The sequence below is a fragment of the Pseudomonas sp. 7-41 genome (assembly GCF_021233075.1).
GTDB lineage: Bacteria > Pseudomonadota > Gammaproteobacteria > Pseudomonadales > Pseudomonadaceae > Aquipseudomonas > Aquipseudomonas veronii.
The window spans coordinates 1,740,162-1,753,044 of record NZ_CP089551.1; the positions used below are offsets into that span (position 1 = coordinate 1,740,162).

Consider the following 12,883-nt stretch of genomic DNA (forward strand, 5'->3'; position numbering starts at 1 on the left):
AAGACGACCTGTTGCGTCGCGGCATCGGGATGACCTCCCAGCGCACCCGCGAGCGTCTGATCCAGCGCCTGTACGAAGAAGGCCTGTCCAACGCCCAGGTACTGGAAGTGATCCGGCGCACGCCCCGGCACCTGTTTGTCGATGAGGCCCTGGCCCATCGCGCCTATGAAGACACGGCGTTGCCGATCGGGCATAACCAGACCATTTCCCAGCCGTATATGGTTGCGCGCATGAGCGAGCTGCTGCTGGCGGCGGGCCCGTTGGACAAGGTGCTGGAGATCGGCACCGGTTCCGGCTACCAGACTGCCGTGCTGTCGCAGTTGGTAGAGCGCGTGTTCTCGGTGGAGCGCATCAAGGTGCTGCAGGACCGCGCCAAGGAACGCCTGGTGGAACTGAACCTGCGCAACGTGGTGTTCCGCTGGGGCGATGGCTGGGAAGGCTGGCCGGCGCTGGCGCCGTATAACGGCATCATCGTCACCGCGGTCGCCACCGATGTACCGCAGGCGTTGCTCGATCAACTGGCCCCCGGCGGTCGGCTGGTGATCCCGGTGGGTTCCGGCGAAGTGCAACAATTGATGCTCATTATCCGTGAAGACGAAGGCTTTTCCCGGCATGTGCTCGGCGCCGTGCGTTTCGTGCCGTTGCTCAATGGCCCGCTGGCCTGATCATTTATTCGCGAGCAGTGAATTCTGTTGGCGGCGATGTGTCTTACGGCGGGGTCTATAGAGTCAACATGATCGGTCGTTGGTTTTAAACGCGATGAATCTTTCGTTTCAGTCGTGTGCCAGTAAAAAGCCAATGCCCAGTTATACTTACGACATATTTCAAGCCTGATACAGGCATTCATGTTCAGCCACCACAAAGGGAGCGGCGGGTGAGTCTCACAGGTCTTGCGCAGCGTATGAGTAAAACAAGCTTTCAGCGACTGGTGCTTGGCCTTGTCTTGAGTTCCTTATTGGCGGCTTGTTCGAGCACGCCTTCCGGGGGCGCGAGGGTGGTTGATCGCACGAATGCCGCGCCGCAGAAGCCGACCGTGACCACGGGGCAGTATGTGGTGCGCAAGGGCGATACGCTGTTTTCGATTGCCTTCCGCTATGGCTGGGACTACAAGGCGCTCGCCGCGCGCAACAATATTCCGGTGCCCTACACGATACATCCGGGTCAGACGATTCGCTTCGATGGACGCACCGGTTCAACACCGACGTCAGTGGTGACAAACACCACATCTTCGCCCTCGTCCTCGAGCAAAACCACGATCATCACGCGGCCTGCAGGCAGCGCCGCGCCTGCGGTTGCGAGCAAACCGGCAGCCGCGCCGCTGCCGCCTGCGGGGCCTGCGCCGACCGGCTGGGGATGGCCGTCGAACGGCGTATTGATTGGAAAATTCTCTTCAAACGGTAGTTTGAATAAAGGCATTGATATCGCCGGGGATTTGGGACAGCCTGTTTTAGCTGCATCTGATGGGACAGTGGTGTACGCCGGGAGTGGTTTGCGGGGCTACGGCGAGCTGGTCATCATCAAACACAGCGATACCTACGTCAGTGCTTACGGCCACAACCGTAGGCTGTTGGTTCGGGAGGGGCAGCAGGTCAAAGTCGGACAGACAATTGCCGAAATGGGGTCAACTGGTACAGACCGGGTGAAACTGCACTTTGAGATTCGCCGTCAAGGGAAACCTGTAGATCCTCTGCAATTCCTACCCCGTCGTTGATGTGTTGCCAGCCTGTTCCCTCACGTAGAAGGAACAGGCTCCAGCGTTGCCAAGGATAAAGGCGTCGCTTGAGCTTGAGGTCGAACTCACCAAAGGACTATAACAATGGCTCTCAGTAAAGAAGCGCCGGAGTTTGACATCGACGATGAGGTTCTCCTTACGGAGACCGGCATCGCTATGGAATCGATGTCGAATGAGGGAATGGCTGTACCTTCAGTTCGCACCAAATCCAAGAACTCCACTGCGTTAAAGCAACATAAGTACATTGACTACACGCGGGCGCTCGATGCGACCCAGCTGTACCTCAATGAAATCGGCTTTTCCCCTCTGCTGACTCCCGAAGAAGAAGTCCATTTTGCGCGCTTGTCGCAAAAGGGCGATCCGGCTGGGCGCAAGCGCATGATTGAAAGCAACCTGCGTCTGGTGGTGAAAATCGCCCGACGCTACGTCAATCGTGGGCTGTCCCTGTTGGACCTGATCGAGGAGGGCAACCTGGGCTTGATCCGGGCGGTGGAGAAGTTCGACCCCGAACGCGGCTTCCGCTTCTCGACCTATGCCACCTGGTGGATTCGTCAGACCATCGAACGGGCGATCATGAATCAAACCCGCACGATCCGGTTGCCGATCCATGTGGTCAAGGAGCTCAACGTCTACCTGCGGGCGGCGCGTGAGCTGACACAAAAACTCGATCATGAACCCTCTCCCGAAGAAATCGCCAACCTGCTGGAAAAACCGGTGGGCGAGGTCAAGCGCATGCTCGGTCTTAACGAGCGCGTGTCTTCGGTCGACGTCTCGCTGGGCCCGGATTCGGACAAAACCCTGCTGGACACCCTGACGGATGATCGCCCGACAGACCCTTGCGAGCTGTTGCAGGACGATGATCTTTCCCAAAGCATTGACCAGTGGTTGTCGGAGCTTACGGACAAGCAGCGCGAGGTGGTGATTCGCCGCTTCGGCCTGCGCGGTCATGAGAGCAGCACCCTGGAGGATGTAGGCCTGGAGATCGGCTTGACCCGTGAGCGGGTGCGGCAGATCCAGGTAGAAGGGCTCAAGCGCTTGCGTGAGATCCTGGAGAAGAACGGCTTGTCGAGCGAGTCGTTGTTTCAGTAACGACGCAGTCTGAATGTGGGAGGGGGCTTGCTCCCGATGGCAGTGGATCAGTCACTGGATGTATTGACTGACCCACCGCCATCGGGAGTAAGCCCCCTCCCATATTTTTTGCGCTCATGCATGCCCAAATCCAGGCATAAAAAAACCCCGCTTTTAAGGGCGGGGTTCTTTCGACTGAGTCAGTACAAGTTAGATAACTTGAACTTCTTCAGCTTGCATGCCTTTCTGACCGCGGGTAGCGATGAAAGAAACCTGTTGGCCTTCTTTCAGGCTTTTGAAGCCGTCGGATTGGATAGCTTTGAAGTGAACGAACAGGTCGTCACCGGATTGTGGAGTGATGAAGCCGAAGCCTTTTTCATCGTTGAACCACTTAACGGTACCAGTTTGGCGATTAGACATGGTGTATCTCCTTGGACAAAGTTAACTGCGACTCAGGAAAAGCCCTGGCCGAGACTGAGTGCAAAGAGCAGGAAAAATTCTTGGAGATGGTTGGATCGAAATTCAACATATCGTGTAGAGATTCTCAGTGACACAAGCAGCACAGTGGCGCCACCTTAACCCTTTTTCCGGAACGTGCCAATGGTATTTCCGAAGGTTTCTCTAATTTCGTGACTGGCGGTGGTATTTACGTCCGTCGTGCACGCCGATTCGGGTCCCGGCCCCAATGGGCGCGGCTTGTACAAGGCGGGCATTGATCAACACATTCGTCAACAAAAGCCCCACGCCCTTTGAACCCCAACGCCTGCCCCGGTAAGATGCCCAACAGAATTTTTCCACCTCGCTATCAGGACACCCGCCATGAGCATCAAATCGGACAAGTGGATTCGCCGCATGGCGCAAGAGCACGGCATGATCGAACCGTTCGTTGAGCGCCAGATCCGTGGTGACGACGCCGATCGCGTGATTTCGTATGGTGTTTCCAGCTACGGCTACGACGTGCGTTGTGCCGATGAGTTCAAGGTGTTCACCAATATCAACTCGGCGATCGTCGATCCGAAGAACTTCGACGAAAAGAGCTTCGTCGACGTCAAGAGCGACGTGTGCATCATCCCGCCCAACTCCTTCGCCCTGGCGCGCACCGTGGAGTTCTTCCGTATTCCCCGCGACGTGCTGACCATCTGCCTGGGTAAAAGCACTTACGCGCGCTGCGGCATCATCGTCAACGTGACGCCGCTTGAGCCTGAGTGGGAAGGTCACGTCACCCTGGAATTCTCCAACACCACCACCCTGCCAGCGAAGATCTATGCCAACGAAGGCGTGGCGCAGATGCTGTTCCTGCAGTCCGATGAGGCCTGTGAAGTGTCCTATAAGGACCGTGCTGGCAAGTACCAGGGCCAGCGCGGCGTCACCTTGCCACGCGCTTGATCGAAAGCTCCTACGCGTAAAGGGAATTAGTCTGCGGAAAGTGACTCTATTGGGTGTACTGCTTCGGTGCGTGCAATGCGCGCCGAGCCACGCTTGAGGAGTACCTTATGAAGCTCGACCCGCGAATCAGCGCCGAACTCGCCCGGCTTGAACCCAACCAGATTGGCGTGATGGCGTGGTCCCTGATGGCCGACCCTGCCTATGCGGGTGGTCTCCCCGGTCAACCTGACCCGGATTCCCCTGAGCCTACCGCACCTGGCGAACCGACCCTTCCGGACGAGCCGCCACCCGCGCCGATGGCCTGATGCCTGCAGATTGGAATATGGTCAGTCCTTCCGCGGGCTGGCCATTTCTCCTGGCGGCCGATCACAAATATCTGCCGTGTTGCACTCAGTATCCCCAGCAAAGCCCCAAAACGCGGGCAGCGGGCCGCCTGCGCGCTTATCGTGGATTGCCGCGCTCAAGCGCATGGGCCGGCTGGGCGGGCTCTCAGAGCGCTTAGGCGGCGCAGGGGGCGCGTGGGAAGATCGGCGAAGGCTTACTTCAGATTGCCACTCAGGAACTGTTGCAGGCGCTCACTCTTCGGGTTGCCCAGCACATCCTCCGGCGTGCCTTGCTCTTCCACCAGGCCCTTGTGCAGGAACAGCACCTGGCTCGACACCTTGCGCGCAAAGCTCATCTCGTGGGTCACCATGATCATGGTGCGGCCTTCCTCGGCCAGGCCCTGGATCACCTTCAGCACTTCGCCCACCAGCTCCGGGTCGAGGGCCGAGGTGGGTTCGTCGAACAGCATCACTTCCGGTTCCATCGCCAGGGCGCGGGCGATGGCCACGCGTTGCTGCTGGCCGCCGGAGAGAAATGCCGGGTATTGATCGGCCACGCGGGCCGGCAGTCCGACTTTGTCCAGGTAGCGACGGGCACGGTCTTCGGCGTCTTTCTTACTGCAGCCCAGCACCCGGCGCGGGGCCATGGTGATGTTTTCCAGCACGCTCATGTGGCTCCACAGGTTGAAGTGCTGGAACACCATCGCCAGGCGTGTGCGCAGGCGCTGCAGCTCGGCATCGTCGGCCACGCGCATGCCGTGGCGGTCGCTGACCATGCGGATCGGCTTGTCATCGAGGGTCATCGCGCCGTCGTTGGGGGTTTCCAGAAAGTTGATGCAGCGCAGGAAGGTGCTCTTGCCCGAGCCGCTGGCGCCGATCAGGCTGATCACGTCACCGGTCTTGGCCTTGAGCGAGACGCCTTTGAGCACTTCATTGTCGCCATAGCTTTTATGCAGGCCTTCAACGGTCAGTTTGTACATGGGGCGTGCATCCTCAAGGCGAAAGTAGGTAGCCGCTGCGGTAGGCCTCTGAACCTGCGACATGGCCGATGACCATCCCCGCAGTGGCCATGCGCCGTAGCGAACGGGCGTAAAGCAGGCCGGCGTTTTGACAATGCACAGGCGTTACGCGGTCAGTAATGGGGTCGATGATTTCGGCGATCAGTTGCCCGGCTTCGAGGTACTCGCCGGGCAAGGCACTGAACACCAGCAGGCCTCCGACCGGCGTCGCCACCGGTTCGACTCCCGCCAGCGGGGTGGCCGGGTAGGGCAGGGCGGGCAGCGGTGCCACGTCGCCGGCAATCGCGCCGAAGTGAATCAGGTAGTCGATGATCGCCTGGCAGTCGAGGCCGGCCAGGCCGTGGTTGACGTCGCCCTGGCCGCGCAGCTCGACGGTCACCGAAAAACTGCCCATGGGGATCGGGAAGCGTTCGCCGAAGCGTTGCTGCAATTGCCACCACACCAGGCTGAAGCACTCATCGAAAGATTGCCCGCCGGAATCGGTGGCCAGCAAGTTGGCCTCCGAGCCGATATAGCGCGCCAACGGCTCCACCTGCGGCCAGGCCTCGGGCGTGGTGTACAGGTGCGCCACGGCTTCGAAATCGCAATGCAGGTCGAGCACCATGTCGGCATCGCAAGCCAGGCGTTGCAGCACCAGGCGCTGGGACTGCAACTGCGTCGCGGCGGTTTGTGCGGCCAGCGCGGTGGAGAGTGCCGTGCGGATCAATTCGACGTTGCGCTGGGGATCATCCCCGAGCACATCCTCGACCCGATCGCCCACCTCTTCACTGAGGTCGACAAACAGGCGATTGAAGTTCTGCCCGCTTTCCAGCTCATAGCGGCCCAGCGGGATGTCCATCAACACTTGTTCGAGGCCCGCCGGGTTGGCGATCGGCACCAGCACTATCTCGCTGCGCAAGCGCCCGGCGGCGACCAGTTGCGCCAGGCGCGCCTTGAGGTGCCAGGCCACCAGCATGCCCGGCAATTCATCGGCATGCAGTGACGACTGGATGTAGACCTTGCGTTCGGCCAGCTCCGGGCCGAAGTGGAAACTGTGAATCTGCCGTGCCGTGCCAGGCACGGGCGCGATCAGTTCATGAACCTGATGACGCATGAAGGCTCCTTAGTGGCTCGGCCCGAGGAAGGCCAGCCAGCGGCGCTCCGCCAGACGAAACAGACCGACCAGGGCAAAGGTCACGGTCAGGTAGATCAGCGCAGCGATGCCGAACGATTGAAAGGTGAGGAACGTGGCCGAGTTGGCGTCCCGGGCCACTTTGAGAATGTCCGGGATCGTCGCGGTAAACGCCACTGTCGTCGAGTGCAGCATCAAAATCACTTCGTTGCTGTAGTACGGCAATGAACGGCGCAGGGCCGACGGCATGATGACATAGGCGTACAGCTTCCAGCCGCTGAGGCCGTAGGCTTTGGCCGCTTCGACTTCGCCGTGGGCCATGCTGCGGATCGCCCCGGCGAAAATCTCCGTGGTGTAGGCGCAGGTGTTGAGGGCAAAGGCCAGGACCGTGCAGTTCATCGCATCGCGAAAGAACGCATCCAGCACCGGTTGGGCGCGCACGGCGGCGATGCTGTAGATGCCGGTGTAACAGATCAGCAATTGGATATAGAGCGGCGTGCCGCGAAACAGGTAGGTGTAGAACTGCACCGGCCAGCGCACCAAGGGATTGCGCGACACCCGGGCGATGGACAGCGGAATCGACACCAGGAAGCCGATCACCAGCGAGGCGCTGAGCAACCACATGGTCATGGCCAGGCCGGTGATGTGCTGGCCGTCGCTGTAAAGGAATGGGCGCCAGTATTCCTGCAAGAGTTCGATCATCGCACGGCCTCCCGCGAGCCTGCCGAATAGCGACGTTCAAGACGGCGCAGGACAAAGTTGGACGCACTGGTGATCAGCAGGTAGATCAGTGCGGCGATCACCAGGAAGTAAAACAGCTGATAGGTGCTCTTGCCGGCGTCCTGCGCGGCCTTGACCAGATCCGCGAGGCCGATGATCGACACCAGTGCGGTGGCCTTGAGCATTACCATCCAGTTGTTGCCGATGCCCGGCAGGGCAAAGCGCATCATTTGCGGGAAGGTCACGTAGCGAAACCGCTGCCCGCGCTTGAGGCCGTAAGCCGTGGCGGCTTCCAGTTGACCACGGGGCACCGCGAGGATCGCGCCGCGAAAGGTTTCGGTGAAGTACGCACCGTAAATAAAGCCCAGGGTGATCACCCCGGCGCTGAATGGGTCGATTTCGATGTAGTCCCATTCCATGAAGTCGGTAAGACCGGTCAGCCAGGTTTGCAGGCTGTAGAAAATCAGCAGCATCAGTACCAGGTCGGGCACGCCACGAATCAGCGTGGTGTAGAGCTGGGCGGGAATGCGCAGGAAGGGCAGGCTGGACAGTTTGGCGCTGGCGCCGAGCAGGCCCAGCAACACGCTGACGGCCAGGGACAGCACCGACAACTTGAGGGTCATCCAGGTGCCTTGCAGCAACAGCGGGCCGAAACCCTTCAAACTGAACGCGCTCAGCCCGAGGGTTTGCAACAGTTCTTCGAACATAAATCAGGACCTATGGCGATAAAACAGCGCCCCTCCCGGGAAGGGGCGCCCCAGGCATTATTTGCCGCTGTACAGGTTCAGATCGCCAAAGTGTTTCTTCTGGATGCTGGCGTAGGTGCCATCATCGTGTAACGCTTTGATACCTTTATCCAAAAGGGCCTTCAGCTCAGTGTTACCTTTTTTGATACCGACCGCGGTTTTCGACGGCAGCAATGGGTCGTCGATGGCCGCGCTGACTTCGTAACCGGCACCGGCCGGCGACTTCAGGAAGCCCAGTTCGGCTTGCAGCATGTCCTGCACGGAGGCGTCGAGACGGCCGGAGGTCAGGTCAGCGTAGACCTGGTCCTGGTTGGCGTAGGCCTTGGTGGTTACACCGGCTTTATCCAATACGGCCTTGGCATAGGCTTCCTGGATGGTGCCTTGCTCGTAGCCCACGGTTTTGCCCTTGAGCGACTCAGGCGTGGAGTAGCCGGCGCCCTTCTTGAATACCAGCGAAGTCGGGCCGGAGAACAGCTCGTTGGAGAAGTCGATGGCCTTCATACGGGCTTCGGTGACGGTCATGGACGAAATCACACCGTCGAATTTGTTGGCTTTGAGGCCTGGAATCATGCCGTCGAAGTCGCTTTCGACCCACTTGCACTTGACCTTCAGCTCGGCGCAGATCGCATTGCCCAGGTCGATGTCGAAGCCCACCAGGCTGCCGTCAGCGGCTTTGGACTCGAACGGCGCGTAGGAAGGATCGACACCAAAACGCAATTCCTTGTATTCCTTGGCCAAGGCGGAACCAGCGGCCATGCACAGAGCCAGTGCAGAAAGGGTCAGCAATGCTTTTTTCATTATGTAATCCCTGGAAACCAAGATAAGCGCTTGTGGCGCGTTTAGGACTGTTACTGAACGGTGTCAGACGGATCACAAGTAGCAATTTCTGCACCATAGTTCCGAATGCAGCTCCGAATGATCGTTTTAAAAGGTGAGAGGAGGGAGCTATGAGTATAGGAGGTGCCCGAAAATGGGCATGAAAAATAGGCTGCACTATTTTGGATCGAGCGCAGATTAAAAAATGTGGGAGCAGGCTTGCCTGCTCCCACCTGTTGGTACGGTTATTTGCCGGGCGTGAGGGTCAGCCTGGCTTTCCCATACACCTTGTCAAAGTTCTGCGGCTGCATCGGGAAGCTCAGGTATTGCGCCTTGAGCGACGGATCGATGCCATTGGCATAGTTCGGGCTGACCGGGTTGCCGGACTGGCCGATACCGCCCTGGCCCGTCATCGGTTCTGCCTGGCCGAAGTCGACAATCATGCGCAGTGCCGGCACTTGGGTGGTGTCGAAACTCTGTCCCCAGTTGTACGGCGCCGGGTTCAGGGTGTTGTGGTCGCCGCCGCTGGCCAGCGGGCCGCGGATCACCTGGCCATTGCGGTTCTTCCAGGTGGTGCTGTGCAGTTTGCCCCACTGCCAGGCCTTGTGATCGGTACCCAGTTGGCTGTCGCCGGCAGTGATCGCAGCGGCCAGGCTGCGGGCGAGGATCGTCGGTTTGTCTTCTTTCTGCGCGGTGCGGACATCGTCCCAGAACGGGCTGTCTTCACGGCCCAGCAGGTGGTCGGCCTGGGCGGCGTAGGACAGGCTCGCGTTGCTGACAAAGGCTTTCCAGCTGGCGCTGTTTTGCGGGCCGAGTTCGTCGAGGAAGATCTGTTTGCTGCTTTCCTGCAGGAACAGCTCATACATCGCTGCGTCGGCGGACGTCGGCGTCAGGCGGCCGTCAAACGCCATCAGACGATTCTGCGCTTCACGGGCCTTGGCCTGTTCGGCCGCGGGCAGCGCAGCGATCGCCTGTTTCAGCGGCTGCGCCATGCCCGGCGCCTGGAACATGTTCTTGAGCTTGGCTGCGAACGTGGTGGTCTGGTCGTATTGCATGGCGATCATGCTGCGGCTGTCATGCTTGCCGGCATTGGCCAATTGCGCCAGGCGCTCGCTGCGCTCCGGAGCGTCCCAGGAGTTGGACAGTTGCATGCCATAACCGCGCGGCGCGGTACGCTGGTTGGCGGTGCCGATCCAGCCTTGGGCCGGGTCCTGGTCATAAGGGTGCAGCATCGCGTCGGCGTAACCGTCCCAGTCGAAGCGCGCATCCCAGCCCGGCGAGGGCAGCAGGCCTTCGCCTTCGCGGCGGTTGGGGAAGCGCCCGGTAACCTGCCAGCCGATGTTGCTGGCGTCGGCGAACACCATGTTCAAGGCGATGGCGCGGATTTCCCGGGTCGCATCCGAGGCCTTGGCGGCGTTTTGCGCGCGGGACAGGTCGAAGAACGCATCAAGGCTCTTGTCGTCCTTGAAGTCCGCCGTTTGCAGGGCCAGGCCCAGCCCGCTGGTCAGCGCCTGGCTGCTGTTGAGCAGGGCGCCGTGGCGGGTTTCGTACACCACCTCACGAATCGAGCGTTGGCCTTTGATGAAAAAGGTCTCGTTGCGCACAGCGGCCGGTAGCCATTTACCGTTGTTCTCGTAGTACAGCGCGCTGCCCTGGCGTTTGACCTTTTCCAGGAACAGGTCCTGGGTGTCGCCCTTGACCGTGCTCATGCTCCACGCCACTTTGCCGTTGAAGCCGGACAACAGGGTCGGCAGGCCGGCGATCGAGGCGCCGACGGCCTGGTATTTCGGTGCGCGGATCTGCACGTAGTTCCATGGCGACGGGGCTTGCGGCTGGGCGGCGAGGTCATTGGCCAGCAGGCTCTTGCCGCTGCGGCTGCGTTGCGGGCCGATGGCCCAGTTGCTCGAAGTGGTCACCGCCAGTGAGTTGAGGCTGCTCAGTTGCTGGCTGACCGTGTCCAGCCCGGCCAGGCCGGTGATCTGGCTCAGGTTCACGCCCTTGAGCTTGTCGGCTTCGGCCAGGGGGATCGGCTCGTCCGGCGCGCTTGGGGTGAGCCAGGCGAGTTTGTCGACACCGACCTTTTGCGCGAGCACCAGCGATGACAATTCTTCCTGCAGGTTGGCCGACTCGCTGAAATTCAACAGGCAGAACAACAGCGCCGAATCTTCCGGCTTCCAGTACTCGGGTTTGTAGCCGGTCTGGGCCAGGTCCGGCGGCAGCTTGTCGCGGTAGCGGAACAGGTAGGCGTTGACGCCGCGGGCATACACTTCAAAGAAGCGCTTGAGGCGCGGCGACGAGGCGTTGTAGAGCTCGCCGGCGCTTTTTTTCAGGTTGACCGCGCGCATGAAACGGTCGACATCCAGCACCTCGGGGCCGGACATTTCCGCCAGACGGCCCTGGGCCAGCAGGCGCAACGTGACCATCTGCGTGATGCGGTCGCTGGCATGCACATAGCCGAGGCTGAACAGCGCGTCGTGGAAGGTATTGCTTTCAATCAGCGGCATGCCCTGGGCATTGCGGCGTATCGAAACATTCTGCGCGAGGCCCTTGATCGGCTGGACGCCGGTAACGGGTGGCAGGGTGTCCTGGGTGCTCTGGAGCTGGCAACCGGCCAGGCTTAATGCACTGGCCACTGCCGCGGCAACGCCGAACCGGGGAAGAAAATGTGAAAGGGCTGGCGAGGCCATGGCAAAGCTCCTGCGGGGGGTAGCGTCAGTAAAGGCGCTACGTTAGTGAGCGCGGTGAAACGACGCAAGCAGGAGCTAAAGCTTATTTTCAGTAGCCAGGTTTCAAGCGCCGTGGCACTTCTTGAATTTCTTCTCGCTGCCGCACGGGCATGGATCGTTGCGGCCAACGTCTTTCAGGGCGTTGCGCACCGGCTCCTGGTGAGCGTGGCCGCAGTTCGGGCCGTGGACATGGCCGTGGTCGTGATCATGGTGATCGTGATCGTGGTTGCAGTCAGGACCATGGACATGGGGTTGCTGAGTCATCGATGTCGCTCCGGAATAAAATCGCCGGGGATTATCTCGCCATTGTGGTCCACGCGCACGTCATTACCGATGAATAATCCGGTTTTCAGCTCGCCTTCCAGCCGATAAGGCACGGGCCGGTCGGGGTTTTTCAGCATCTGCACGACGTCACGGATCTGCGGCCAGAGGTTGGTGCGTACCGAGATCTTGAAAAAGGCGTGGCCACGCGGCGGCACGGTGAGCCATTCGTTGGATTCGCCTTCGGTCAGCAGCAAGCGACCCAGGGTGACCTTGTAGATCAGGCCGCGCACCGTGAGGTCGGCGTCGTCGCGGTTATCCACGCGGAAATACAGCTTGAACTTCTGTTCGAGCAACTTGGCCCGCACCACTTCGACCTTCACCAGGGCGACGTGGGGCGGTGGGGCATCGTCCTCGAACCATGAGGCGCAGCCACTCAAGCCAAGGGTCAACGCCAGCAACAAGCTGTAAGTGCGGAGCATGGCGCGATCCCTGTGAGGTGGTTAGAGGTAGCTGGAGCAACACTTCTTGAACTTCTGCCCACTCCCGCAGACGCATGCATCATTGCGTCCGGCCTTCACTTCCACGGTGGGGTCGATGAAGTACCAGTGTCCCTCATTCTGTACGAAAGAGGACTGTTCGCGGTGGCTGTGTTCGCCGGTGCTGTCATGCCAGCGCGCGGTAAACGTCACGAACGCATGTTCCGGCTGGCCGCCGAACACCTCGGAGCTTTCCACTTCCAGGCCGAGCCATGTGCTCTGGGCGCTCCAGGTGGCGATGGCATCACGGTCCAGGCCGGCCTGCTGCGCAGGCAACGTGGTAGCCACCAGGTAGTCCACCAGGCCCAGTACGTAGGCGCTGTAGCGCGAGCGCATCAGCGCGGTGGCGCACGGCGCCGGGTGGCCGGCGTGATAATGGCCGCAGCACGCGTCCAGCAGGTTGCCGCTGCCACAGGGGCAAATGGATGTACTCATC

At 60.4% G+C, this 12,883-nt stretch carries 15 protein-coding genes; 5 read left to right on the plus strand and 10 right to left on the minus strand.

The window, feature by feature from the left end:
- Nucleotides 1–29: 29 nt before the first annotated feature.
- The 3 genes from LQ249_RS07785 to rpoS all read left to right on the plus strand — a co-directional run bounded on the left by LQ249_RS07785 (nt 30) and on the right by rpoS (nt 2,821).
- The gene (locus LQ249_RS07785) at nt 30–665 is read left to right on the plus strand and encodes a protein-L-isoaspartate(D-aspartate) O-methyltransferase (RefSeq protein WP_169850588.1); all 636 of its coding nucleotides are present in this window, start codon (nt 30–32) and stop codon (nt 663–665) included.
- Nucleotides 666–874: 209 nt separating this feature from the next.
- Complete coding sequence (locus LQ249_RS07790; RefSeq protein WP_026139769.1) at nt 875–1,711, plus strand: peptidoglycan DD-metalloendopeptidase family protein; 837 nt, start codon at nt 875–877, stop codon at nt 1,709–1,711.
- A gap of 105 nt (nt 1,712–1,816) precedes the next feature.
- Nucleotides 1,817–2,821, plus strand: coding sequence for an RNA polymerase sigma factor RpoS (gene rpoS / locus LQ249_RS07795; protein WP_017844767.1), 1,005 nt, complete (start codon nt 1,817–1,819; stop codon nt 2,819–2,821).
- A 189-nt stretch (nt 2,822–3,010) separates the two neighbouring features.
- On the opposite strand, the gene LQ249_RS07800 is transcribed toward rpoS, so the two are convergent.
- Nucleotides 3,011–3,220, minus strand: coding sequence for a cold-shock protein (locus LQ249_RS07800; RefSeq protein ID WP_002554837.1), 210 nt, complete (start codon nt 3,218–3,220; stop codon nt 3,011–3,013).
- Nucleotides 3,221–3,619: 399 nt separating this feature from the next.
- Between LQ249_RS07800 and dcd the strand changes: the two genes are divergently transcribed.
- Complete coding sequence (gene dcd, locus LQ249_RS07805) at nt 3,620–4,186, plus strand: dCTP deaminase (RefSeq protein ID WP_017844768.1); 567 nt, start codon at nt 3,620–3,622, stop codon at nt 4,184–4,186.
- A 107-nt stretch (nt 4,187–4,293) separates the two neighbouring features.
- A complete protein-coding gene (locus LQ249_RS07810; RefSeq protein ID WP_057004722.1) occupies nt 4,294–4,491 on the plus strand; it encodes a hypothetical protein in 198 nt (65 codons plus the stop codon).
- Between the two features lie 233 nt (nt 4,492–4,724).
- On the opposite strand, the gene LQ249_RS07815 is transcribed toward LQ249_RS07810, so the two are convergent.
- From LQ249_RS07815 to LQ249_RS07855, 9 genes are all read right to left on the minus strand, one after another.
- Nucleotides 4,725–5,489, minus strand: a complete 765-nt coding sequence (locus LQ249_RS07815) for an ABC transporter ATP-binding protein (protein WP_010563548.1) — start codon at nt 5,487–5,489, stop codon at nt 4,725–4,727.
- A gap of 13 nt (nt 5,490–5,502) precedes the next feature.
- Entirely contained in the window at nt 5,503–6,621 is a 1,119-nt protein-coding gene (locus LQ249_RS07820; protein WP_169864453.1) for a succinylglutamate desuccinylase/aspartoacylase family protein, read from the minus strand.
- 9 nt (nt 6,622–6,630) lie between these two features.
- On the minus strand, nt 6,631–7,341 hold the full coding sequence (locus LQ249_RS07825) for an ABC transporter permease (protein ID WP_017844772.1): 711 nt from the start codon (nt 7,339–7,341) through the stop codon (nt 6,631–6,633).
- Nucleotides 7,338–8,066, minus strand: coding sequence for an ABC transporter permease (locus LQ249_RS07830; RefSeq protein WP_057004724.1), 729 nt, complete (start codon nt 8,064–8,066; stop codon nt 7,338–7,340). The genes LQ249_RS07825 and LQ249_RS07830 overlap by 4 nt, the downstream gene beginning before the upstream one ends.
- 57 nt (nt 8,067–8,123) lie before the next feature.
- The gene (locus LQ249_RS07835; protein ID WP_046384451.1) at nt 8,124–8,903 is read right to left on the minus strand and encodes a transporter substrate-binding domain-containing protein; all 780 of its coding nucleotides are present in this window, start codon (nt 8,901–8,903) and stop codon (nt 8,124–8,126) included.
- 263 nt (nt 8,904–9,166) lie between these two features.
- Complete coding sequence (locus LQ249_RS07840; RefSeq protein ID WP_232566340.1) at nt 9,167–11,608, minus strand: penicillin acylase family protein; 2,442 nt, start codon at nt 11,606–11,608, stop codon at nt 9,167–9,169.
- A 102-nt stretch (nt 11,609–11,710) separates the two neighbouring features.
- A complete protein-coding gene (locus LQ249_RS07845) occupies nt 11,711–11,911 on the minus strand; it encodes an SEC-C metal-binding domain-containing protein (protein ID WP_003189235.1) in 201 nt (66 codons plus the stop codon).
- The gene (locus LQ249_RS07850) at nt 11,908–12,390 is read right to left on the minus strand and encodes an LEA type 2 family protein (RefSeq protein ID WP_046384449.1); all 483 of its coding nucleotides are present in this window, start codon (nt 12,388–12,390) and stop codon (nt 11,908–11,910) included. Before LQ249_RS07850 ends, LQ249_RS07845 begins: the two co-directional genes overlap by 4 nt.
- 21 nt (nt 12,391–12,411) lie before the next feature.
- Nucleotides 12,412–12,882, minus strand: coding sequence for a YchJ family protein (locus LQ249_RS07855; protein ID WP_017844777.1), 471 nt, complete (start codon nt 12,880–12,882; stop codon nt 12,412–12,414).
- Nucleotide 12,883: the final 1 nt, after the last annotated feature.

Coding starts and splice junctions, on each gene's coding strand:
- LQ249_RS07785 (WP_169850588.1), top strand. CDS start 30: ATGACCTCCCAGCGCACCCGCGAGCGTCTGATCCAGCGCCTGTACGAA.
- rpoS (WP_017844767.1), top strand. CDS start 1,817: ATGGCTCTCAGTAAAGAAGCGCCGGAGTTTGACATCGACGATGAGGTT.
- LQ249_RS07800 (WP_002554837.1), bottom strand. CDS start 3,220: ATGTCTAATCGCCAAACTGGTACCGTTAAGTGGTTCAACGATGAAAAA.
- dcd (WP_017844768.1), top strand. CDS start 3,620: ATGAGCATCAAATCGGACAAGTGGATTCGCCGCATGGCGCAAGAGCAC.
- LQ249_RS07810 (WP_057004722.1), top strand. CDS start 4,294: ATGAAGCTCGACCCGCGAATCAGCGCCGAACTCGCCCGGCTTGAACCC.
- LQ249_RS07815 (WP_010563548.1), bottom strand. CDS start 5,489: ATGTACAAACTGACCGTTGAAGGCCTGCATAAAAGCTATGGCGACAAT.
- LQ249_RS07820 (WP_169864453.1), bottom strand. CDS start 6,621: ATGCGTCATCAGGTTCATGAACTGATCGCGCCCGTGCCTGGCACGGCA.
- LQ249_RS07825 (WP_017844772.1), bottom strand. CDS start 7,341: ATGATCGAACTCTTGCAGGAATACTGGCGCCCATTCCTTTACAGCGAC.
- LQ249_RS07830 (WP_057004724.1), bottom strand. CDS start 8,066: ATGTTCGAAGAACTGTTGCAAACCCTCGGGCTGAGCGCGTTCAGTTTG.
- LQ249_RS07835 (WP_046384451.1), bottom strand. CDS start 8,903: ATGAAAAAAGCATTGCTGACCCTTTCTGCACTGGCTCTGTGCATGGCC.
- LQ249_RS07840 (WP_232566340.1), bottom strand. CDS start 11,608: ATGGCCTCGCCAGCCCTTTCACATTTTCTTCCCCGGTTCGGCGTTGCC.
- LQ249_RS07845 (WP_003189235.1), bottom strand. CDS start 11,911: ATGACTCAGCAACCCCATGTCCATGGTCCTGACTGCAACCACGATCAC.
- LQ249_RS07850 (WP_046384449.1), bottom strand. CDS start 12,390: ATGCTCCGCACTTACAGCTTGTTGCTGGCGTTGACCCTTGGCTTGAGT.
- LQ249_RS07855 (WP_017844777.1), bottom strand. CDS start 12,882: ATGAGTACATCCATTTGCCCCTGTGGCAGCGGCAACCTGCTGGACGCG.